The sequence below is a fragment of the Enterococcus sp. 6D12_DIV0197 genome (genome assembly GCF_002174385.1).
Classification (GTDB): domain Bacteria; phylum Bacillota; class Bacilli; order Lactobacillales; family Enterococcaceae; genus Enterococcus_D; species Enterococcus_D casseliflavus.
Genome location: NZ_NIBN01000001.1, coordinates 3,196,620 through 3,218,181 on the forward strand (window position 1 = coordinate 3,196,620; position 21,562 = coordinate 3,218,181).

The following is a 21,562-nucleotide window of genomic DNA, read 5'->3' on the forward strand; positions in this document are numbered from 1 at the left end:
TCCAAAGAAAAGAGGGAGGGTCTCCCCCCTCTTTATAATGTCTGACTAGTTTGCTGTAATATCCGCATTCGCTTGATCATCGGCAGCTTCCATCGCTTCTTCAAAGGTCATGCTTCCATTCAAAGCATTAGGTAAAAAGTTTTGATACGCTTTGTTGATGGTATCTAGAGTGGTTCCATTTTGCCAAATCGTTGCATAATCCCATGCCTCTAAGTGAACATTCAAGTCACTATTTTCAGTGATTTTCGCTGCATCTGCAACATCTTGGCGACTAGGCAAGGTTCCTGTCCCTTCTACCCAAGCTTGCATACCACTTTGTCCAGTAGCGTGTTGAATCCACTTATCTGCCAAGGCACTTTTTTCAGTCCCAACATATTTTCCCCAACCGACAGAAAACATCATTGACCCTTCCGTTCCTTTATACGTTGGCATTTCTTTTACAACAAAAGGAATATCAGGAAATTCTGTCTTCAGAGTCTCATACACCCAGTTTCCTTCATCCATGATCGCAATTTTTCCAGAACCAAAAGCTTCGCCGTTCCAACCTGTTCCGATGTCTTGCGGGGTAACCGCTGCTTTCGTATCGACCAATTCTTTTAAAATTGAAAGATTATCAACTACTGCTGGGTCAGCCAAATTAGCCGTCCCGTCTTCATTGATTGGTTGAGCATTTTCACGCGTTGCAAGATGGTAGTTACGAGCCATATCTTGGTTATAACTCATGGCAAAAACATTCCCTTCACCATAAGCTTCATTGATTTTTTCTTGAAACGATGGCAGCCATTCGACATACGCTTCAAGAGTGTCTGGTACTTCATCGATAGATACACCAACTTCATCAAAAATCGCTGTATTGAAATAGAGTGCTAAAGTTGACATATCTTTAGGAACAGCCTGCAGTTGTCCATCCGAGGTCGTAAAAGCATCGATCAAGCTATCATAAAACTGTTCACTTTCAAAATCAGCCGGATCCAATTCTGCAAGTGTGCCATTCTCCGAGAACCATGGGAACATATAGGCATCCACATAAAAAACATCAGGTGCAGTTCGACCTGCCATATCAGCTTGAATTTGGGTGTTATAATCGGTATATACTTTCTTTTCAACTGTAGCACCCGTTGCTTCTTCAAAAGATTGGATCATTTCATCCAACGATTTTTCTTCCGCCTCATTTCCACCCCAAACACCGATCGTTAACGAATCCCCCGTGAAATCCGTTTGATCTGTCGAACTACTGGTGTCTTCGTTCCCGCCACAAGCTGCCAGCAATGCTGCTACAGACAATAGAAGCCCTGTTCCTACTACTTTTTTCCATCCAGTCATTTTGTTTCCTCCTAAAAATTGATTTTGATTTGTTCTTTAAGCTGATAAACTTTATCAAAAGCGATAAACTCGATCGCTTGCTCCCCATGGTTAGTGACCGTAAAACCTTCCTGTGTGACTTCAATCCGTAATGGCTGTTGGTGCCACATAATACCAAAATCAAGTGCTTCCCAAGCCTTTGGTAAATGTGGTTCAATTCGTAACTGGCCGTCTAAACAACGCACGCCCCCATAACCGAAGACTGTCATTTGCCAAATCCCACCGAGTGATGCTGCATGGATCCCTTCATTGGAAGACAGCATATTCTCCCCCATATCGATATTGATCGCTTGTTGAAACAGGTCATAAGAAAGTGCTATTTCCCCTAAATCAGCAGCGAGGATGGCATGTGTCGATAATGACAAGGAGGAATCATGGAGCGTTTTTGGCTCATAGTAATCCCAATTCAACCGTTTCTCTTCTTTTGGAAAAAGGTTCTCAAATAAGAACAAGAGCAAGAGGACATCGGCTTGTTTTGATACTTGCATTTCATTGACTTGTTCTAAGTTATACTCGTGGAACAATGTGCCTACTTGCGAATCATTTTTATACTTGGTGAGATCGATTTCTTTTTTCGACAAATAGGTATCGTCTTGTGGAATGATTCCTGCTTCATTCGGCTGTGGTAAATAAATTGCAGCTACTTTCGCTTGCCATTCTTGATACGCCTCATTTAACGGCAGTTTTTCCGACAGTTTCCCAAAAAGTTCCGACTGGTTCTTTTTCAGCTCGTCATATAATGAGATTGCTAATTGAATGTTCCAGTGCGCAGTATGATTCGTGAATGCATTATTATCGACATGCTCCTTATATTCATCTGGTCCAACGACGTCTAGAATTTCATAGCGTTTGTTTTCATCGGACCACTCTAAACGACTCGCCCAAAAAATCGCCGTATCAAAAATCACTTCATAACCTTTTTCCCCCGCGAATTGTTGATCATTCGTTACATCGATAAATTGCTTGATGCCATAAGTAACATCACTGGTAATATGCTGTTCAATAAACCCTGACCAAATTTTTGTTGGTAAGCCTGTGATAATATCCGCAGCGCCCCAAACTGGCGTAGTTTCACCATCTTCAGGCCAAGCAGATTCCCACGGAAATTGGGCGCCTTGATAGCCGTTTTCAGCAGCTTTTTTGTGGGCACCAGCCAAACCTAAATAGCGGTAAGTCACTAATTTTTTGGCGATTTCTGGGTGTGTGAAGGTAAAATAAGGCAACATAAAAATCTCAGTATCCCAAAATGTATGTCCTTTGTACCCTTCTCCCGACAGGCCTTTGGCACCTATGTTCATGCGTTCGTCATGGGCTGGTGTCATCACATGCAGGTGGTATTTCGCAAAATGAATCGCTAGTTGATCTAGTGGGTTCTCTGTCTTAATGTTGATTGGAAAAACGGACCAAACTTCTTTGTCCCATGCCGCGGCTGAAGCTTTTGCTAATTCCTGATAGCCGTTTTTACGAATCTCTTTTAGCTCTTCAAGAGCAATCCTCTTCAACTCTTGTGGTGATTTTCCTAAATATTCTTTATCGATACTGGTATAAACAGAAGAAAACTTCTCAATCTTCAACATCTCATTTGCGGCTAACGTTTGCCAATAACGATTGTAGATTTTTCGTCTACCCATCTCGATCCGTTTCTTGGTTTCATCATAGCAATCTACTGTTTTTTCTAAATTATGTGCTGTGGAAAGAACAAAGGCGATGTTAGATTGAGTGGTTTTTGGCATCATTTGTAAAAATCGATTATCGACGAGTGATTTGTCTCCTTCAGTAAAATGCTGCGAACCACTATTTGTCATCTGTCCATCAATACCAGAAATAATTTCCAACGTGACTTCTTTTCCTAAATTCTTGATCATCACTTGTTGCGCAAACACATGCTTTTGTGCAAAGGAAACACATCGCTTAAAGGTCAGTTCGACATTGATCTGACCATGCTTCCATTGAAAGGATCGCGTTAGTTCCCCTGTTTTCAGATTTAAGCAACGTGAATAGTTTGAATAAGTGCCTTTTGATAAATCTAATCGTTCGCCATCAAAAAGGAGTTCCATCCCTAACATATCAGGTACATTGGGCAGCTCAGTCACTTCATTTTCGTCAAATTTATTAAAGGTTCCTGCGACAAAAAGATTACGGGTTTCACCAACATATTTCTCTTCTGTGGCAGAGCGCATCCCCAGATACCCATTGCCCAAGCACATAATCGCTTCTGCCTTGCCTAACCATTTTGTATCAAAGGCCTTTTCTGTAATTTTCCATGGGTCTTCTTTTAAATACTGCATTGCTGTTTCCATTTTTTCCTCCTAGATCTTAAGAAAACGTTTTAGTTTCTTTCAAAAATTTTTTTATTTATAAAAATAATTATTGGACCGAAATAAAAGCACAATCAAGCCCATTAAATAACTACCAATTACTAGAACAATTGCTGCGTTAAGAAAAACAAATCCTACGATTAAGTGAAGTGGCGCATAATAAGCATAATCTCTAATTACTTTTGCGGCTTGGTATTCGTTTCGCCACTTCCAAGCAATAAGACTCGCACTAGCCCAGGCAAGAACAACTAACAAAAACAGAGCTTGTGTATTGATTTCTACTAAAGGATTTCCAGCTAACAATTCATCGAAGGAGGTTTCGCTCATAGTGATCATTCTCCTCTTTCTTATTAAATCCCACCGTACTCTGTCCTAATATATCGTGTAAAGTTTTTTTCGTACCCAAATAGACTAAGAAAGAACCAATGAAAAACAACCAACCGATCATTGGCAAAAAGTAGAGCAATTTTGCTACTTCCCTCATCCCCACCGTTAGTAGATCACGCTGATTCGTAAAAACAACAAGTTTCGCAAAATGCTTTCCAATCGTTTTTCCTTCAAAACTACTCAAGCAAACCATGTTGTAGACCACAAAGAGCAATTGAGGCAAAACAATAGTTATTCCAGCAGGCACCATTAGAAGATAGCTAAGCATTGTACTAGGAAGAAAAATAATTATTCCATCAATTAAAAATGCTAGCAATCTTAAGATCAGCATAAGTACCCTCCTTTCGAAAACCTTTTCGTTACATCCACATATTACCAGACATTTTTTCTCCATTCAAGCGTTTTCACAAAAAAATTCTGAGAATATTCCTATTACCAGAGAGAAAAATAGCTATATCGCTAAAACGTTTTAGTTTGTCTGTTTTTTTGCAAGCGATTTGATTGGGAACCAGCCGCGGTTATGATACCATGAAGCAAACACGAAAGAAGGCGATTTCTTGGATTTATGGCTTACAAATGTTCAACTTGAGATGAGTTATTTAAAAGAAGGCGACTGGTCTTATGGAACCAAAACAGAAAATACAGCAATCGGGATCAATGATGGAAAAATAGCGGAGATCGTGCCGATGTCCGAATGGCAGGCATCAAGTGAGGCGACGATCATTGATGGGGAAAATCAGTTATTGTTGCCAGGATTGATCGAAAAACATTGTCATTTGGACAAAAGTAAATTAGGTACTCCTTGGCGTCCAGTAACGCCAGCAGCTAGCTTGGTGGAACGATTCGAAACTGAGATTCCCCAATTAGATGCCTTACCGTTATCAATCAAAGAACGCGGACAAGCGCTGATTGATTTAGAACTACCTCACGGTGTGGTGATGTTCCGCTCACATATCGATATTGAACCAATGACTCAGCTGCGTTATTTTGATGCGATCACTGAATTAGTCGCCGAACAACCTTTTGGCTCGGAGTTGGTCTTATTCCCACAACATGGCTTATTGCGCTCAAATGCAGCTTCTTTGATTGAAGAAGCCTTAGCAACGGGCAAAGCTTCTTATATTGGCGGTGTTGATCCTTATACACTCGATCAAGATTATAAAACTTCCTTACGGACAACTTTTGAACTTGCTCAAAAAGGGCATGTCGGTATTGACCTCCATCTTCATGATCGGCAAGAAGCTGGCAGAGCGACCGTCAAAGAAATGATTCGTTTGACGAAGGAATTCAATATGCAAGGAAAAGTAGCGATCAGTCACGCCTTTGGTCTAAATGACTTTGAGGGAGAAGAACGCAAAGAAGTCTTTCAAGCCTTAGCAGACTTAGAGATCCATATCATTTCAAGTATTCCCATCAGCCCAGGAACGATCCCGCCACTGAAGGAATTGCAAAGCTATGGCGTGGCTGTTCATATCGGTTGCGACAATGTCTATGATTCTTGGTCTTCTCTTGGCGACGGTTCTTTACAAGAAAAGCTGGCGCGCTATTTAGAGATTTTTGCCGTCAAAAGTCAGGAAGACTTGACGCAAGCCCTAGGTCTGGTTACTGATGGCAAAGTGCCCTTAGATAAAAACGGTGCGCAGCAATGGCCTAAGGTTGGTGATTCGGCTGATTTCTTGCTGACACCAGCTGCTTGTACGGCAGAATTCGTTGCCCGCAAAGGCTTCGTCAGCAAAAGTTTTTATCAAGGAACGGTTGTCTTTTCAGCTGAATAAACTATCTGATAACAACGAAAAGAAAAGCCATTGTCTGAACTCAGCAGACAATGGCTTATTTCTTTCGATCATTAAACGTTTCTCAAAAATTCCATTTTACCCAATCAGCAAATAATTCTGGCCAACGGACAACCGACGCTTCGATCCCATGTTGATCGCTGTTGGCGGTTTCTGGCGTTCCTAAACTTAACCCGTGACCGCCCCGAGGGAAAATGTGTAGCTCATAAGGTATATTAAATTTGCGCAGCTGTTCGGCAAAAAGGAGGCTGTTTTCCGCCAAGACTAATCCATCTTCTAACGTATGCCAAAGAAACGTTGGTGGTGTCTGTTCATTGACTAAAGTCTCTAAAGACAAGGCGGCTTTTTCTGTTTCGTAACGATCTGCTAATAATGAACGGAAGGAATCTTGGTGCCCAAGTTCTCCACTAGATAATACTGGGTAGCTCAACAGTAACCCGTTAGGCCGCCATTCTTCATTGGCTCCTTGTAAAGCCTCTGCTAGAAAAGGTTGCTGCCAAGACACACCCAAGTTAGCAGCTAAATGGCCACCAGCTGAAAAACCAGCAACGATGATTTTTTCAGGATCGACGTGCCAGGTGTCATGATTGGTGCGGACAAGACGAACGGCAGCAGCCAATTCCTTTAAGGCTAACGGATAGACAGCCGGTTTGATACTATAATGCAACACAAAGGCTTGGAAACCAAAGCTCATCATTTTGATGGCGATAGGTTCCGCTTCTCGATCCGACAACATTTCATAGCCGCCGCCAGGACAGATGATGACAGCTGGTCGGACACGATCTGGTTCCATTTCAGGAGAATTTTCGATGACATAGGTAGTTAAACTTGCTTGGCTTTCTGGTAAAAGTGCAGATCTTTTTTCATGTATCACGGGTTGCGCCTCATTTCATTGTAATTTTATAGACAATTGGTTGGTCGGTTTCAATTGGTTCAAAAGTTAGTTGCAAGCCTTCATCGGTCACTTGCCAATCAACAGGCTGTTCTTCGTATCCTAGAATCGTGACGGTTTTGATGATGCCGTGAAATTCTGGCAAATTTTGGTCTTTGGATTGTGCCAGTGCTTGGATCCTTGCGTGTCCATTCTCAGGACTTGCCATGCCAATCGCATACAACGAATCCCCCTGAACCGTAAAGCGGAAATCCTGGCTCGTGTATGTCGTCGCCTGTGCTTCTTGAAATTGGCCCGAAACTACGGTCGTGGGCCCTTCCCCTGCTTTGCGCCATGGTTTCGCTTCATAAATGGCTTCACCATTTACATCCAGCCACGCACCGATTTCTTTTAAGATCGCTTGATCTTTTTCTGGGATCGAACCATCCCCTTTCGGCCCGATATTCAAAAGGAGATTGCCGTTTTTACTGACGACTTCGATCAAATCCTGTAAAATCTCACGTGTTGTTTTATAATCCAATGTCGTGGTATAGCACCATGAATTACGAGCGATTGCTGTGTCTGTTTGCCAGTAAAAAGGTTGTGGTTCGGCAAATTTCCCCCGTTCAATCTCCACGATACCGCTACCAAACATCATGGCATCGTGCTTGTAGCAAATACCAACTTGTTTGCCCCATTCAGCCCCACGATTGTAATAGTAAGCAGCGAAAAGTTGCAAATGCTCCTTGAAGGCTTCATGTTGGATCCACCAATCAAAATACAGCAGCTCTGGTTGATAGTTGTCGACGAGTTCACAGGTTCTAAGCAGCCAATCATCTAAAAATTCTTTTGACGGGTATGGCTCGCTAAAGAGACTTTCATGGTCTGGCTCTGGCATCGCTGGCCAGTAAAAGTCGCCTTTTGCCAACGGCTCCTTGATATCACTGTCAAAATCCTTACCGTGTCCCATAAAAAACCAATGTTCGGCACGATGAGATGAGGTACAAAAATGCAGGCCTTGCTCCTCTGCTGCTTCTTTTAGTTCCCCAAGAATATCTTTTTTCGGCCCCATAACTGACGCATTCCATTCAGACAGTTCGCTTTTATACATCTGAAACCCGTCGTGATGTTCTGCAACGGGAAAAATATAGTTGGCACCGGCTTGTTTGATCAAGCGAATCCATTCATTTGCATCAAATTTATCTGCGGTAAACATCGGAATAAAGTCTTTGTAGCCAAAGTTTTTTTGTGGACCATAGGTTTCAATATGGTGATCATATTCTGGATGGCCTTTGATGTACATATTTCTTGAATACCATTCATTGTGAAAGGCTGGAACACTGTACAGTCCCCAATGAATGAAGACCCCAAATTTTGCTTTGCGGAACCATTCCGGTAGAACAAAAGCGCCCAATGACTGCCAATTTGGAAAAAAGGGGCCTTGATGTGCGACTTGCTGGATCGTTTCTACTGTGATCATTGTTTTTCCTCCAAAATACCGACTGTTTCCAGCCATGTTTTTGCAATCAACACATGTCCTGCAGTCGAGGGGTGCACGCGATCACTGCTTAAGACATAGGATGATTGATAAAGCAAAAAATCATCAAACTTTTCCTGCGTATCCCCTAAAAGGATACCATACTCTTGCGCTACTTTGGCAAGCACTTGTTGGTAATTGGCAAGCATTTTTCTTAATGGATCTTCTTTGTTGGCTTCAACCATAAACGGGCTCAAAAGAATCATCCCCTTGACATTTGACAAGGTCTGCTCGATCAAATCACGCAGCTCTGATTCAAATCTCTCGAGCCCCACTAGTTCCGTTTGAGCAAAGGTTCCATCAAAATGCCGCCACACATCATTCACACCGATCATGATCGTTACCCAATCTGGTTGAAATGCCAACACATCATCCTTCCAGCGCTTCTTCAAATCGACAACCGTATCCCCACTGACACCCCGGTTGACGATCATTAATTCCATTTGCGGGAGTAATGCTGTGGTATAGGCGTTGATCAGATGAACATAGCCGTCCCCCCATGAAGACCAACCTGCGGGTATCGCTTGATAATTTCGATTGCTATCTGTGATCGAATCCCCCATAAAAAGCAAACGATCTTTTTTATCCACTATCATTGTTTTCCTCCTTAAAGAAAGAAGACTGATCCGCTGGTGCTGGATCAATCTTCTTAAGTGATTGCTTATCCAAAGGCTGTATACTCACTTTTGCCAAGGAACCGTTGGCAAATCACTCGAGCGATTCTTTGTTTGTTTTTGATTAGTCCCCAAATTCTTTCGCTACTTCTATCCGTTTTTCGTTTTGATCTTTTGCATTGTTCATGTCAAATTCCAAAACGGTTTGATAGCCAAGACCATCTGCTGTTTCTTGCATTTCTTTTAGCAATTGATCAAATTCTGCTTCATCTTTGGCAAAAACCATTCGCCAAGAGTACTCGATGATCGTCGCTTTGGCTTGGTTACGCAACGTAGAGATCTCTGAACTATCTTCTGGCGCTACATAGCTGGCACCAGGGGCAACTAACAATTGGTCGTTCTCCTCTAAATAGCCAATGGTGGATTCTGCACCACCCATATTTTTTGACCAATCTTCTTTTACAGGATCGGTTGTTTCATTTTGGTAGCTTTCCCACATCGTATAAGCATAAGGGAAGCCTGTATCAGGATTGATATCGATCGGTAATACCGTATTGACGTTGAGTGCAGATACGCCATCTTTGTAACTTCCGCCACCGTATTCTTCTGGCACATCCCCATCACCATCTAGCAATGCTTGTTTTCCGAACTCAGTTAAGACAGGCTCGCCGTCTTTCATTTCCCAAGTCAACCCTTCTGGACCACTACTGCCGCTTGTTTGAGAAGAATTTGCTAACACACCTTCTGATGAGTAGAGCCAGTCAATGAAGGCTGCGATTCGCTCTGGGTCTTCGGCATTAGAACCGATCCCGATAAATTGTTTGCCACCGTATACTTCCGCACCATAAGAGAAGATTTTTTGATCTTGGATCGGTGCCAACATAAAGCCTTTTCCTTCAGTCAAGTTCGTGGTCGTATTAAAGGCCGCTTGACCTAACCAAGGCCACCATGAAAATAACACTTGTCCTTCTTGAAATTTTGCAAAAAGTGTATCGTAATTTTGCGTCGTTGATTCCGGGTCAACTAAGCCCATTTGATTGGCTTCGAAGTAAAACTTAAGTGCGCGAATATATTCAGAATCACTATCGAGAATGCTTTGATAATCAGATCCATCGGCTTTTGCCAAGACAAATCCTGATTCATCGTACCCATAGTAGGTGACAAGCTGTTTGCCTGCATTCATCATGTTGCCGTCCCAATCGCTGAATAGAGAAAAACCATACACTTTTTTGCCAGAATCTGTTGTTGGATTGTCTTCTTGCATTTTTTGAATCACAGGAAGCAGGTCTTCCAATGTCCCGATTTCTGGGTATCCTTGCTCCCCATAAAGATCCCAACGCACGTAAGCACCAAATGTAGGGTCTAATCCTTCTGAAGGATCGGTGGCCTTTAAGGTAGAAACAGAAGTTGGAAAGCCATACAGCCCATCGGCATCTTTGTTTAGATTTTGAACAGCCGCATCGAAGCGCTGAACGTTTTCCATAGTTTCATAATACTCGCTCGCATCGGTCAACAAACCTGCTTCAACCAATTCGTTGTATTGTTGGCCATTATCAACAATGATCAAATCACCCAAATCGCCTGCTGCCGTTCTCGTTTGATAAAGGGTATCACCGTTTCCAGCAACGTTTGGTGCGATGATGTTCAATTCCATATTGAATTTATCCCGCACGATTTTGGCAAACCACCCTTCTTGCATCCCCATATAGTTGGCTAGCCCATTATAGACATCGATCGTGATCGTTTCATCGTAGCCACTTTCACTGGAAGCAGCATCTGTCTCAGATTCAGCCGCTCCTCCACAGCCGGCTAAACTACCTAGCAATGTCATGCCTAACAAACCTGTTGTTACATATTTGGACATTTTTTTCATTTTCTTCCCTCTTTCTTTTTATTAGCCTTTCACCGCACCCAACATAATTCCTTTAACAAAATACTTCTGGAATAGCGGATAAATGAACATGATTGGTAAAACAACAATGACTGAAACGGTCATGCGGATCGACGTCGGCGTCTGCGTTGTTGCTGCTGAAGCGATGCTAGAAAGTGATCCCGATGTATTTTTGACCATTTGTGCTAACGAATTGGCTTGATTGATATACGTGTAAAGAAGGTATTGCAAGGAGTAGAGACTTTGATCCGTAATGTAAATCAGTGTATCCTGGAAGGAATTCCATTGACCCACTGCCGAGAAAATCGCTACTGTTGCTAAAATCGGGGTACAGTTGGGTAAAATTACCCGAAAGAATACTTGAATGATGCCAGCTCCATCCATTTCAGCTGCTTCTTGCAATGATTTGGGGATCGACTCAATATAGGTTTTCACCAAGATGATATTAAAGGGCTGAACGACAGCCGGCAAAATATAGACCCAAAAGTTATTCGTTAAACCTAATGTCTTCATCGTGATGAATAATGGAATCAACCCTGCATTGAAATACATTGTAATCACGACAAAGCGATACCAAAATTTTCGTTTCCACATTTTTTCTTGGGTAAACATGAAGCCTAAGAAGGCTGAAGCTAAGACAGTCGCGGCGGTACCAATCACCGTTCTAGCCACCGAAACCGTTGCGGCTAGAGGCAATCCTTTTAGCTGTAACACTTGACTATAGTTTTCAAAATGGATCTCTTGTGGAAAAAAGCGAATTTGGCCTAACGCACTCAACTCATTATTACTGATTGAATTAATGATCAAGTAATAAAAGGGATACGCGCAAATCAACGTAATCAAAAAGAAAAAGGTATAATTGAGGATACTAAACGTCAGGTTTTCACGTTTGCGTACTTTTTTCGCCTTTTTCTTTTCACTAATCGATAGTTCCATTGATATCCTCCTCTTCTAAATAATGGATGTCCCCCGAATTTTTTTCGAAGCAATATTGACGATGGCTAACAAGGCAACAGAAATGACGCTTTTTAGCATACTGATCGCGGTCGCTAGCGATAGACTATTTCCGCCCATCCCTAAATTGTAGACATACAAATCGAGGACTTGGATCGTGTTTCGATTGAATGCATTTTGGAAGACAAAGTACTGATCCATTCCGTTGTTCAGCAAGTTGGCGATAGACAGCATCAACATCACAAGGAACGTCGGCATCAAGGCAGGTAGTGTGATATGACGCATCAGGTGGAAACGATTCGCCCCATCGATTCGTGCCGATTCATACAATTCGGGGTCAATTCCTGAAATGCCTGCAAGATACATGATGGCACCCCAGCCCAAGCCTTTCCAAATATTCCAAAGACACATCATCAGCCACGTATGATTGCCGCTATCCAAAAATTTGACTGGATCGGTAACGAAGCCCCATTCTTGCAGCAACGTGTTTACCAGCCCTGTTGAAGAAAACAAGCTAAAGGCAATCGTATACACCAAAACCCAACTGATAAAATTCGGCAGCGTGGTCAGCGTTTGGACCAAATTTTTAAACCATTTGCACTTGATTTCGTTCAGTAAAATGGCGAAGCCTACTGGTAGGATCGAAGTGGCGATCCCTAAAAAACTCATGGCAAAGGTGTTTTTCATTACTTGTACGATCTGATCCACTTGTGTTGGACTAGAGACAAGAAGTCGAAACCATTTGAAGCCTACGAACTCGCTGCGCGCTAAACCTAATGCTGGTTTGTAATCATAAAGTGAATAAATCCATCCATGCAAAGGAAAATAAGAGAACAAAAACACGAGAATCAGAAAGGGAACGATACATAAAAACAAAATCTTCCCTTCTCGTGTCACCCGCTTATTTTTTCTTGGGACACTGCTTAGTTTACTTTCCATTTTCCTCCCCCTTTTTTTGTAACCGCTTTTACATTTTTAATACTAGCACCTGAATGCTTATTTGCCACCTGTGAAAAATAGAGGTCAATCCGTACATTTTAGACTTCATTTTTCTTTTATTTATAAAGAACGTTGATCTATCAATGTTTTCGCTAGAAACCGCTCGAATGGTAAGGCTTTCAAAATTTGTTTTTTGCGAGTACTATAGGAATATATCAATTTTGGAGGGATAAAAATGAAGTACAATCCTGATGGTCAACTGTACAAAATAACCACCGTTTTTTCACAATTTACATTGTTAAATTTACTATATATCATTAGCTGTTTGCCAATTATTACGATTGGTGCTGCGACAGCTGCCCTTTATGAAGTGACGATTCGTTATGCGGATGAGGAGCGTGGTGAATTGATTGTAGGCTATGTGCGAGCGCTACGAGCAAACTTTATGAAAGCCACCGGTAGTTTTCTCCTTCTTGGGCTCCCCATGGTAGCACTACTGTATAGTAGCTTGTTTTGGTTTTCCTCAAAAACCATTCTTGCCAGTATTTTTGCTTTCGTTCTAATTGTTACAGCTATTTATCTGTTTATTGTGTTAGTCTATTGCCTTGCCTTAATTGGACGTTATGAAAACAGCTTTAGGCAAACACTAAAAAATGCGTTTCTGTTACCGATCGCGGACCCTGTCCGTTCGTTAGCTCTCGCACTTATTCCTATCGCTGCGTTTTGTTTTGTTGTTTTATTTCCGTTGTTTAAATTTCTCTTGTTGATTTTCGGCTTTTCTTTTGTTATTTATTGTAGTTCGTTCCTGTTGCTTTCTATCTTTCGTAATCAACAAGCATGAAAAGAATCAGTCATCTCTCACTTTTTCGTCGTCTGAGTCAGTTTTCCATTCGGCGACAATTGTTCATTCTTTATCTACCTGTTGTTTTTTTATCCACAGTGACTATAGGTCTCTTATTGGTCTACGATTCAACCAAACAGCTGACAGGCAATTACCAACACTTGGCAGAGTTGAATGCTCAGCGTGTCAAATCTGTTCTTTTTGATACAACAAACACGCTGACCAACACGGCGAGTTCCTTATCAAACGATACCCATCTACGTCAACTTTTAACTGCCAATTACCTTGACGATCAAGAAGCGATTGTGGACATCAATAGCTATGATCAGCTAGATGAGATCAGAAATCTTCAAACCTCGATTGCGAAATTAACTATCTATACGACGAATCAAACCATTCCGAACTATAAATATTTTCAACAGGCAGATGACACGATTCAAGCGACCGCCTGGTACCAACGAGCGCTCAAGCAACCCGATGCTTTTTTGATGACGATGCCAGAGGATTACAAAGCAAATCGTTTGAGTCTTTATAAAACGTTACCTTTGCCTTTATCAAAAGAAACAGCCGTTTTGGAGATCCAAGTCGATTACAATTATCTCAGTAACCGACTTCGTAATTCATCCTATGAATTGGAATTACAGTTAAATGATGATGTCATCTTTTATAGCGACAAAATCAATCAAGTTGGGGAACCGGGACAGCTGACAGCTCTTTCTGAGCCGCAAACGAGTGCTGCCTTTTTAAAAAATGATGGTACCAAGGTGATGCTCACCAAAAGCACCTTACCCATGAGTAACAAAGAAGACATCATCACGATTTATAGTGCGGATACCAATGCCTACAGCAATCTACGCACCAATCTGATCCGGTGGAGCACGATCGTTTTGGTGATTTTGATCACTACTTTCATCATCGTCTTTCTCTTTGCTCGATTCTTTACTAAACGAATCTCTCAACTGCAGCAGGCGGTCTACTTTGCCTCGATCGAGGATTATGATTTCTTTCAAAATATCAGCGGCGAAGACGAGATTTCACAGATCTCTCTTGATTTCCACAAGATCATTCAACGAATCAAGAAAAAAGAAGAAGAGATCTACCGTTCACGTTTGGCACAGCAAGAGCTGTTGACTCAGCAGCAGCAAATGGAATTTAATATCTTAGCGGGGCAGATCAACCCCCACTTCTTGTTCAATACATTAGAAACGATTCGTATGATGGCGCTGACTTCTGGCAATTCTGACGTCGTTTATGCCATCAAGTTACTGGCAAAATCGATGCGCTATACGCTAGAAGCCCACGGAACCAAGCGAACGAGTTTAGAAGAGTCCTTAGATGCGGTTCACGTGTATGTCAAGATCCAGCGGATGCGCTTTGGCGATCGAGTCAACTTTTCCTATTCAGTCTCCAATGAGATCGACCAAAAAGAAGTCCAAATATTGCCCCTCCTGATTCAACCATTGGTGGAAAATGCCATCTCCCATGGTTTGGAAGGCATCACCTATCCAGGGTTTGTCCGTTTGACGATCACCAAAGACGGCCATGATCTGGTGATCGTGGTACAAGACAACGGCAGCGGGATACCGCCAGAAAAACTCGAACACTTGCAGCAAAAAATCAAGACGCCCTCCACCCATGCCAAAAAGAACATTGGGCTAGCCAACGTCAATCATCGGGTCAAAATGTTTTATGGACCTGAATACGGCTTGACGATCGAGAGTGTGTTGGGCAGCGGCACACAAGTCACCTTGCGGATCCACGATCTAAGCCAAGATTCATCTTCTCCTCACTAAAACAGCAAAGCCCCCCTTCGATTCCTGTTTCAGAAATCGAAGGGGGGCTTTTGATTGATTAGAAATCCCGCACACGAAGGGTTTGTTGGGATGAAGAGGCGCTGGCATAGCAGCCTACCATGATCCCAGTAAAGACACCGCCAACTTCAGTAGTCAGATATTTTGTTTCTCCACTGCCTAAAGGCTGTGCTTGTCCTTGCTCATCAACAACAGAAAAACGATAAGTTTCTTTATCGGCGCTCAGCTGCAAGGTGACTGTATCTGCTGCATAAGGCAGTTTCTTTTCCACTTTCCATAGGGAGCCGATTTGTCGGCGGAAAACTAGCTGCTGACTGGACGCCGTTTTTTCCAGGTATCCCTCATAGTGATGGGTGGCATTTAAGAAAACCGTCAATCCCGCTTGTCCATCCGTTAGTTGCCGACAATCAAAGGTTGCTTGAAATTGTTGATCAAAGGCGGTTTGCCGTTGGAACACAGCCGCAAGTTTGCCTTGATCAGACAGACCCGTCTGATTAGGATGCAGCAAGAAGCCATGCGGCTCTTCTTCAATCAACGTCGGGTCCCATTCGAATAAAGTCACGTAATCAGGCTTGCTGCTCTTCTTTTGTGTTTCCTTTGGTGCCGCTGCTGTGTCTACCTGAATGGTTTCTGGTAGATGACCTTCCTCGCCAAACACCGGCCATGGGTTTGACCAGTCCACTGGCAGCAGGCATGTTTCCCGCCCTAACAAATGCCTCAAAGGATAGCTGATGGGGCGTACTGCTAGACAGACTGCCCACCAGTTGCCTTTAGTATCTTGCACGAGATCCGCATGCCCTGCGGCTTGCAGTGGCAGATTCGTACTGCGATTGGTCATCACTGGATTGTTGGGGCATGCTTCATAGGGTCCCGTCAAGGAACGGCTGCGGGCCATGGTCAGCATATGCCCATAGGACGTTCCGCCTTCGGAGATCAACAGGTAGTAATAACCGTCTTTTTTATACAAGTGGGGGCCTTCTGGATCAGCCGCTCCGCTGCCCGTCCAAATATTTTGCCGCGGGCCTAGTTCTCCAGAAGCCAAATCGATCGTCCGCAGATAGATCTCCTTATGGGTGCCTAAGTAATAGGTCTGCCCATCGTCATCTACGAAAATTGTTGGGTCGATCCCAGGGGTGTCCAGCCAAATCGGGTCAGACCATTCACCAGCGATGTCATCCGTCCAAATCAGAAAATTGCCTTCTCCTCCTTCGTTTGCGCCAACGTTAGTACAAACGAGGTAAAAGCGGTCCTTGATGAAACGCAAGGTTGGGGCATACAGACCAAAAGCATTGGGGTTTTTCGTCGGTAGCTTCAACTGCTCAGGTCGCGAAAGTCCATGGCCAATCAGCTGCCAGTCTGCCAAGTTTTTACTGTGATAGATTGGTAATCCAGGAAAATATTCAAAGGTACTCGTCACCAGATAAAAGTCTTCACCGACACGGCAAATACTGGGATCTGGATGAAAACCAGGTAAAATTGGATTCGTGATGGTTCGCATGGGCATCTAAAACTCCTTTATCGTGGTTTGGTCAGCCGTCAGCTCATGGCTCGTTTTTCCAGCAGTCGTGTGTATCTGCAAGAATGCTTGCTGGATGCCAGTCAGCTTGACGATCAATTCTTGATCGGCTCTTTCGACAGCCACCTCGCCAAGCCACTCACCGTGGTGATCATAGATAGCGGCAGCGGTCTTGTCTTGCGGATCAAAAAGATGGATCGTTGGCTGTTGGGCATAGTCATAGACTGCTTTGGTTTGTTCATGGCCTTCGATAATGACTTGATTTGGTCGGACTAACAGTGGCAAGTGGAAATAGTCATAGGTTTCTTGGTACCAGCGTCCGCCCTCGTATGCTTTGCCAGATAAATAGTCGATCCAGTGCCCCTTCGTTTTCGGTACGTAAAAGGAGACTGTTCCTTGATCATTAAAAATGGGCGCCACTAAAAGGTGTTCCCCCAGCATGTATTGGCGATCCAAATGATGGGTCATCTCGTCTTCAGGAAACTCTAAGACCATTGCCCGCATCATCGGAATCCCCGTTTGAGCGGTTAGCACCGATTGGGCTTGCAAGTAAGGCATCAAGGACAGTTTTAACTTGGTAAAGGCTTTAGCTACCGCCACGGCTTCGTCGTCATAGACCCATGGCACTTTGTATTCCCAGCTGCCATGGTAACGGCTATGGGAAGACAGCAGACCAAATTGTGTCCAGCGCTTGTAGAGGTCTGGAGTTGAGCCAGCTTCAAACCCTGAGATATCGTGGCTCCAATACCCAAAGCCGCCTAACCCAAAGGACAGACCTGCCCGCAGCGACTCTGCCATCGATGGATAATCTGAGGTACTGTCGCCGCCCCAGTGTACAGGCAAGCGTTGTGAACCAACCGAAGCTGCCCGCGCAAAAACGATGGCTTCTTCTGCTCCCTTGACTTCTTTCAGCAAGTCAAAGACGACCTTATTGTATAGATAGGCGTAATAATTGTGCATTTTTTCTGGATCAGAGCCATCATAGTACACCGCATCGGTGGGAATCCGTTCACCAAAATCCGTTTTGAAGCAATCCACACCCATGTCTAATAAGGCACGCAGCTTGCTGTTGTACCAAGCGATCGCTTCAGGGTTGGTGAAGTCGACGACCGCCAAACCAGCTTGCCATTTGTCCCATTGCCAGACATCTCCATTGGCGCGTTTCAAAAAGTAGCCATTCGCCATCCCTTCATCAAACAAGGGTGATTTTTGCCCAATGTAAGGATTGATCCAGACACAGATTTTCAATCCTTTGGCTTTCAAGCGCTGCAGCATTTTTTCAGGTTCTGGGAAAGTTCGTTCATCCCATGTGAAGTTGCACCACTCGTATTCTTTCATCCATAAGCAGTCAAAATGAAAGACCTCAAGAGGGATATCACGTTCTGCCATACCGTCTACAAAAGACGTCACGGTTTGTTCATCATAATCCGTCAAGAACGAGGTACTTAGCCACAAACCAAAGGACCACGCAGGCGGCAACGACGGTTTCCCCGTCAAATCAGTGTAGCGCTGAATCACTTGTTTTAACTCATCGCCGGCAATCACAAAGTACTGCAGCGATTGTCCTGGATTGCTGAATTGAACACGCGAAACTTTTTCACTCCCCACTTCGAATTGCACCCGATCTGGTGAATTGACAAAGACGCCATACCCTTTATTACTTACATAAAAAGGAATATTTTTATAAGCTTGCTCTGTACCAGTCCCCCCATCGGCATTCCAAATATCAACACTTTGGCCATTCTTCACGAAATTAGTAAAGCGTTCCCCTAAACCATAGATCGTTTCTCCCACATCCAGAGTCAACTGCTCGCTGATATGGGTATTTGCTTGCGGATCGATCACTAAGGCTTTGCTGCGAGGCTTGCTTTGGGTAATCAGCTGTTCTTTGTAATAAAACGAAGCTGTCACATTTTCCTCTTTGGTGATTACGACTTGCAAGTCTCCCGAGCGAAAAACATAGGATTGCTCGTCTTCTGAAATATCAGGAGTGATCGCTTCTGTCATCAATTCAAAATCGGGGGCTTTGGCTTGGACCCCTTTATAGTTATAGAGGGTGATCCCAATGATATTGCTTCTAGGGGTAGTGACTTCCATCGTTAACAATCCGCCATCCAGCGTTGCCCCTTTATGCCCAACATAGCTATAAGGCAGATATAAGACCAATTTGTTTTCTTCTTTACGGGCATCGTAGACATGCACCGCAAATTTCACATCAAATCCTTCACGAAATAACCAACCGCCATCTGAAAATTTCATTTTTTTCCTCCTTGTTGGATCAATGTCAACGCCCCTAACAGACCAGAATCATTATAGTAACGACAAGTCTCGATCGGCACTTGGAAATCTGGCCAATGGGGGTTCTCATTGATTGCTTGTTTGATTATAGCTAATAGATCAGGGTGTTGGCTGATGCCGCCGCCGATCAGTATTTTTTCGGGATTCATCGTGACAGCTAGGTTGTAAATCGCAAGTGCGACATAACGTGCCCACTGTTTCAGGATCTCCTGCGTTTCAGGATCACTCGACCGCTGTTGCATGATGGTTTCGCCTAGAATCTCCTCTGATTCAGGAATCGCTTTTGCCCGCCGATAGGCAGCAATCAGTCCTCTCGTTGAAGCTAGATCATGGAGGGTCGCAAAAGAAGATGCTTGAAAATCAGTGATCATCATTCCGAATTCTCCTGCCCGAAACCCATGTCCGTGAATCAACTGGCGCTGATGAACGAGCGCGCCACCAATACCGGTGCCTAATGTGATCATGACAAAATCTTGTACGTCAGCAGCATTGCCGGTAGAAAGTTCTGCTAAAGCAGCACATTTTGCATCATTTTCGATCCAGATCGGATAGGACTTGGTTAAACGCTGCTGCAGCTCTTGTACGACAGCACAGCCGTGTAAAGGAGCCAACGCCCCCGCCATGATCGCTCGGCCATTGACTGAATCAATGAAACCAGGAAAACTCAGCCCGATCCCTTCGATGACATGCGCTTGCTCGACTTCTTTTATTTTGGCAGCTAAGGCAGCAAAAAATTCATCCCGCGTATTACTCGGGGTTTTGATTTTGCCTCGGTCCAGCCATTGATTCTTCTCCGTAAAAACCCCGAATTTGATATAGGTCCCCCCTACATCAAAGCACAGGCGTACATCTGTCATTTCTCCTCCTCCGTTCGAAAAGCGCTTACAGTTTCATTTAAATTATATAAAAGAAAAAAAAGAAAGCCTACTTCTTAGAATAGACTTTCTTACTATAAAAATTAGCTTTTTTCTGTCTCCGATAGGCAATAGGATACTTCTTTTTTATTTCAGTATTGCTCCATTTGAAGCAATGACTTCCTTATACCAATCAAAAGAATCTTTCTTGATTCGATCAAGCGAACCATTCCCTTCATTGTCACGGTCTACATAGATGAACCCATATCTTTTTCGCATTTCACCTGTAGTAAATGAGATGAGATCAATACAGCCCCATGCTGTATACCCAATCACATCAATGCCGTCTTCCTCGATGGCAAGCATCATTTGTTTGATGTGTTCAGCTAAATAGTCAATCCGTTCGGGATCATGAATGCCGGTTTCTGTCATTTGGTCATTAAAACCAAAGCCATTTTCCACAATAAAAATCGGCAGTTCATAACGGTCCTGCAAGAGATTCAGCATATAGCGCAATCCCATGTGGTCAATCGTCCAGCCCCATTCCGTCATCGTTGCATAAGGATTCGTTGTTAGCACACTGCTGCCCAACAAAGGATCATGTAGATAGTTTGCATCTGAGCGGGTAGATACTGTATTGCTTAAATAATAAGTAATACCGATATAATCAACGGTGCCCTTTGCCAAATCATCAAGATCGGCTTCTGTCACATCGATCGTGTACCCTTTTTTCTGCCATTCATTGAGAATTCTTTTTGGGTAGTGTCCACGGACATGTACATCTGTGAAATAGAGTTGATTATTATCTTCTTGTTGTGCTAACAATTGATCACGAGGATCAGAAGTCAGCGGGTAATTAGGCGTGGCAGCTAAACAGCAGCCAATTTGAAACTCAGGATTGTTTTTTTTCGCAGCTGTGACGACACGAGCTGAAGCAACAAACTGATAGTGAGCAGCTTGGTACATGCCTGCTAGTTTCTCCTCATCCTCGTCAAAGATCACACCAGAATTGGTAAAACTGTAAATTGGATTATCGATGATCCGCTGATTGTTGATCTCGTTAAATGTTAGCCAATACCGCACTTTTTCTTTGTAGCGCTCCATTACAGTTTGCGCAAAACGTTCAAAAAATCCGATCATCTTTCTGTTGCGCCAAGCCCCATAGGTTTCAACTAAATGATAGGGCATCTCGAAATGAGACAACGTCACAACAGGTTCTATTCCATATTTTTGCATCTCGTCAAAGACCTGATCGTAAAAATACAGCCCTTCTTCGTTCGGTAGTTGTTCATCTCCTAAAGGAAAAATTCGTGTCCATGCGATACTGATTCGCAAAGCTTTGAAACCCATTTCCGCAAAAAGTTTGATATCTTCCGGGTAACGATGGTAAAAATCAATGCCTTCATGATTCGGGTAATATTCCTCAGGCAAGATTGTGTTGGTAATTTTCCGAGGCCGATCTTTCGTTCCTGCTGTCATCACATCGGCAATACTGATCCCTTTCCCGCCTTCTTGCCAAGCACCTTCCACTTGATGAGCGGAGATCGCACCGCCCCATAAAAAGTTTTCTTTCATT

17 protein-coding genes are annotated in these 21,562 nt (G+C 43.3%); 3 read left to right on the plus strand and 14 right to left on the minus strand.

The genetic code is table 11. From position 1 onward, the window contains the following. Nucleotides 1-45: 45 nt before the first annotated feature. The 4 genes from A5867_RS14950 to A5867_RS14965 are packed head-to-tail and all read right to left on the minus strand — an operon-like array spanning nt 46 to nt 4,398. Nucleotides 46-1,323, minus strand: coding sequence for an extracellular solute-binding protein (locus A5867_RS14950; RefSeq protein ID WP_087627915.1), 1,278 nt, complete (start codon nt 1,321-1,323; stop codon nt 46-48). 11 nt (nt 1,324-1,334) lie between these two features. Continuing rightward, nucleotides 1,335-3,662, minus strand: a complete 2,328-nt coding sequence (locus A5867_RS14955) for a glycosyl hydrolase family 65 protein (RefSeq protein WP_087627916.1) — start codon at nt 3,660-3,662, stop codon at nt 1,335-1,337. A 51-nt stretch (nt 3,663-3,713) separates the two neighbouring features. Continuing rightward, complete coding sequence (locus A5867_RS14960) at nt 3,714-4,007, minus strand: hypothetical protein (RefSeq protein ID WP_087627917.1); 294 nt, start codon at nt 4,005-4,007, stop codon at nt 3,714-3,716. Further along, a complete protein-coding gene (locus tag A5867_RS14965; RefSeq protein ID WP_087627918.1) occupies nt 3,985-4,398 on the minus strand; it encodes an RDD family protein in 414 nt (137 codons plus the stop codon). The genes A5867_RS14960 and A5867_RS14965 overlap by 23 nt, the downstream gene beginning before the upstream one ends. 226 nt (nt 4,399-4,624) lie before the next feature. Here A5867_RS14965 and A5867_RS14970 point away from each other — a divergent pair, with 226 nt between their 5' ends. Further along, nucleotides 4,625-5,842 (plus strand): amidohydrolase family protein, encoded by a 1,218-nt coding sequence (locus tag A5867_RS14970; protein WP_087627919.1) that lies wholly within the window; start codon nt 4,625-4,627, stop codon nt 5,840-5,842. 82 nt (nt 5,843-5,924) lie between these two features. On the opposite strand, the gene A5867_RS14975 is transcribed toward A5867_RS14970, so the two are convergent. The 6 genes from A5867_RS14975 to A5867_RS15000 all read right to left on the minus strand — a co-directional run bounded on the left by A5867_RS14975 (nt 5,925) and on the right by A5867_RS15000 (nt 12,666). Continuing rightward, the gene (locus A5867_RS14975) at nt 5,925-6,734 is read right to left on the minus strand and encodes an alpha/beta hydrolase (RefSeq protein WP_010749929.1); all 810 of its coding nucleotides are present in this window, start codon (nt 6,732-6,734) and stop codon (nt 5,925-5,927) included. Nucleotides 6,735-6,744: 10 nt separating this feature from the next. Then, nucleotides 6,745-8,211, minus strand: a complete 1,467-nt coding sequence (locus A5867_RS14980) for an alpha-L-fucosidase (protein ID WP_087627920.1) — start codon at nt 8,209-8,211, stop codon at nt 6,745-6,747. Beyond that, nucleotides 8,208-8,864, minus strand: coding sequence for an SGNH/GDSL hydrolase family protein (locus tag A5867_RS14985; RefSeq protein ID WP_087627921.1), 657 nt, complete (start codon nt 8,862-8,864; stop codon nt 8,208-8,210). Before A5867_RS14985 ends, A5867_RS14980 begins: the two co-directional genes overlap by 4 nt. Before the next feature lie 142 nt (nt 8,865-9,006). Then, complete coding sequence (locus tag A5867_RS14990) at nt 9,007-10,755, minus strand: ABC transporter substrate-binding protein (RefSeq protein WP_087627922.1); 1,749 nt, start codon at nt 10,753-10,755, stop codon at nt 9,007-9,009. A 21-nt stretch (nt 10,756-10,776) separates the two neighbouring features. After that, entirely contained in the window at nt 10,777-11,709 is a 933-nt protein-coding gene (locus A5867_RS14995; protein ID WP_005228460.1) for a carbohydrate ABC transporter permease, read from the minus strand. 15 nt (nt 11,710-11,724) lie between these two features. Next, entirely contained in the window at nt 11,725-12,666 is a 942-nt protein-coding gene (locus A5867_RS15000; RefSeq protein ID WP_005228459.1) for an ABC transporter permease subunit, read from the minus strand. A gap of 235 nt (nt 12,667-12,901) precedes the next feature. On the opposite strand from A5867_RS15000, the gene A5867_RS15005 reads away from it, so the two are divergent. Both A5867_RS15005 and A5867_RS15010 read left to right on the plus strand, forming a co-directional pair. After that, a complete protein-coding gene (locus tag A5867_RS15005; protein WP_010749932.1) occupies nt 12,902-13,507 on the plus strand; it encodes a DUF624 domain-containing protein in 606 nt (201 codons plus the stop codon). Next, complete coding sequence (locus A5867_RS15010; protein WP_087627923.1) at nt 13,504-15,300, plus strand: histidine kinase; 1,797 nt, start codon at nt 13,504-13,506, stop codon at nt 15,298-15,300. Before A5867_RS15005 ends, A5867_RS15010 begins: the two co-directional genes overlap by 4 nt. Before the next feature lie 58 nt (nt 15,301-15,358). Here the strand turns inward: A5867_RS15010 and A5867_RS15015 are convergent, their stop codons facing one another. The 4 genes from A5867_RS15015 to A5867_RS15030 form a co-directional block, all read right to left on the minus strand. Next, nucleotides 15,359-16,822: a glycoside hydrolase family 43 protein gene (locus tag A5867_RS15015; RefSeq protein ID WP_087627924.1), complete on the minus strand. Its 1,464-nt coding sequence runs from the start codon at nt 16,820-16,822 to the stop codon at nt 15,359-15,361. Continuing rightward, the gene (yicI, locus tag A5867_RS15020) at nt 16,823-19,093 is read right to left on the minus strand and encodes an alpha-xylosidase (protein ID WP_087627925.1); all 2,271 of its coding nucleotides are present in this window, start codon (nt 19,091-19,093) and stop codon (nt 16,823-16,825) included. It abuts the gene before it with no gap. Then, nucleotides 19,090-19,989, minus strand: a complete 900-nt coding sequence (locus A5867_RS15025) for an ROK family protein (protein ID WP_087627926.1) — start codon at nt 19,987-19,989, stop codon at nt 19,090-19,092. The genes yicI and A5867_RS15025 overlap by 4 nt, the downstream gene beginning before the upstream one ends. Before the next feature lie 144 nt (nt 19,990-20,133). Beyond that, nucleotides 20,134-21,561: a 6-phospho-beta-glucosidase gene (locus A5867_RS15030; protein ID WP_087627927.1), complete on the minus strand. Its 1,428-nt coding sequence runs from the start codon at nt 21,559-21,561 to the stop codon at nt 20,134-20,136. Between the last annotated feature and the right edge of the window lies 1 nt (nt 21,562).

Bases quoted from the DNA above. Each gene is read 5' to 3' on its own strand.
- A5867_RS14985 (WP_087627921.1), bottom strand. From the start codon at position 8,864: ATGATAGTGGATAAAAAAGATCGTTTGCTTTTTATGGGGGATTCGATC.
- A5867_RS15030 (WP_087627927.1), bottom strand. From the start codon at position 21,561: ATGAAAGAAAACTTTTTATGGGGCGGTGCGATCTCCGCTCATCAAGTG.
- yicI (WP_087627925.1), bottom strand. From the start codon at position 19,093: ATGAAATTTTCAGATGGCGGTTGGTTATTTCGTGAAGGATTTGATGTG.
- A5867_RS14965 (WP_087627918.1), bottom strand. From the start codon at position 4,398: ATGCTGATCTTAAGATTGCTAGCATTTTTAATTGATGGAATAATTATT.
- A5867_RS14950 (WP_087627915.1), bottom strand. From the start codon at position 1,323: ATGACTGGATGGAAAAAAGTAGTAGGAACAGGGCTTCTATTGTCTGTA.
- A5867_RS15000 (WP_005228459.1), bottom strand. From the start codon at position 12,666: ATGGAAAGTAAACTAAGCAGTGTCCCAAGAAAAAATAAGCGGGTGACA.
- A5867_RS15015 (WP_087627924.1), bottom strand. From the start codon at position 16,822: ATGCCCATGCGAACCATCACGAATCCAATTTTACCTGGTTTTCATCCA.
- A5867_RS15025 (WP_087627926.1), bottom strand. From the start codon at position 19,989: ATGACAGATGTACGCCTGTGCTTTGATGTAGGGGGGACCTATATCAAA.
- A5867_RS14960 (WP_087627917.1), bottom strand. From the start codon at position 4,007: ATGAGCGAAACCTCCTTCGATGAATTGTTAGCTGGAAATCCTTTAGTA.
- A5867_RS14955 (WP_087627916.1), bottom strand. From the start codon at position 3,662: ATGGAAACAGCAATGCAGTATTTAAAAGAAGACCCATGGAAAATTACA.
- A5867_RS14990 (WP_087627922.1), bottom strand. From the start codon at position 10,755: ATGAAAAAAATGTCCAAATATGTAACAACAGGTTTGTTAGGCATGACA.
- A5867_RS14995 (WP_005228460.1), bottom strand. From the start codon at position 11,709: ATGGAACTATCGATTAGTGAAAAGAAAAAGGCGAAAAAAGTACGCAAA.
- A5867_RS15005 (WP_010749932.1), top strand. From the start codon at position 12,902: ATGAAGTACAATCCTGATGGTCAACTGTACAAAATAACCACCGTTTTT.
- A5867_RS14980 (WP_087627920.1), bottom strand. From the start codon at position 8,211: ATGATCACAGTAGAAACGATCCAGCAAGTCGCACATCAAGGCCCCTTT.
- A5867_RS15010 (WP_087627923.1), top strand. From the start codon at position 13,504: ATGAAAAGAATCAGTCATCTCTCACTTTTTCGTCGTCTGAGTCAGTTT.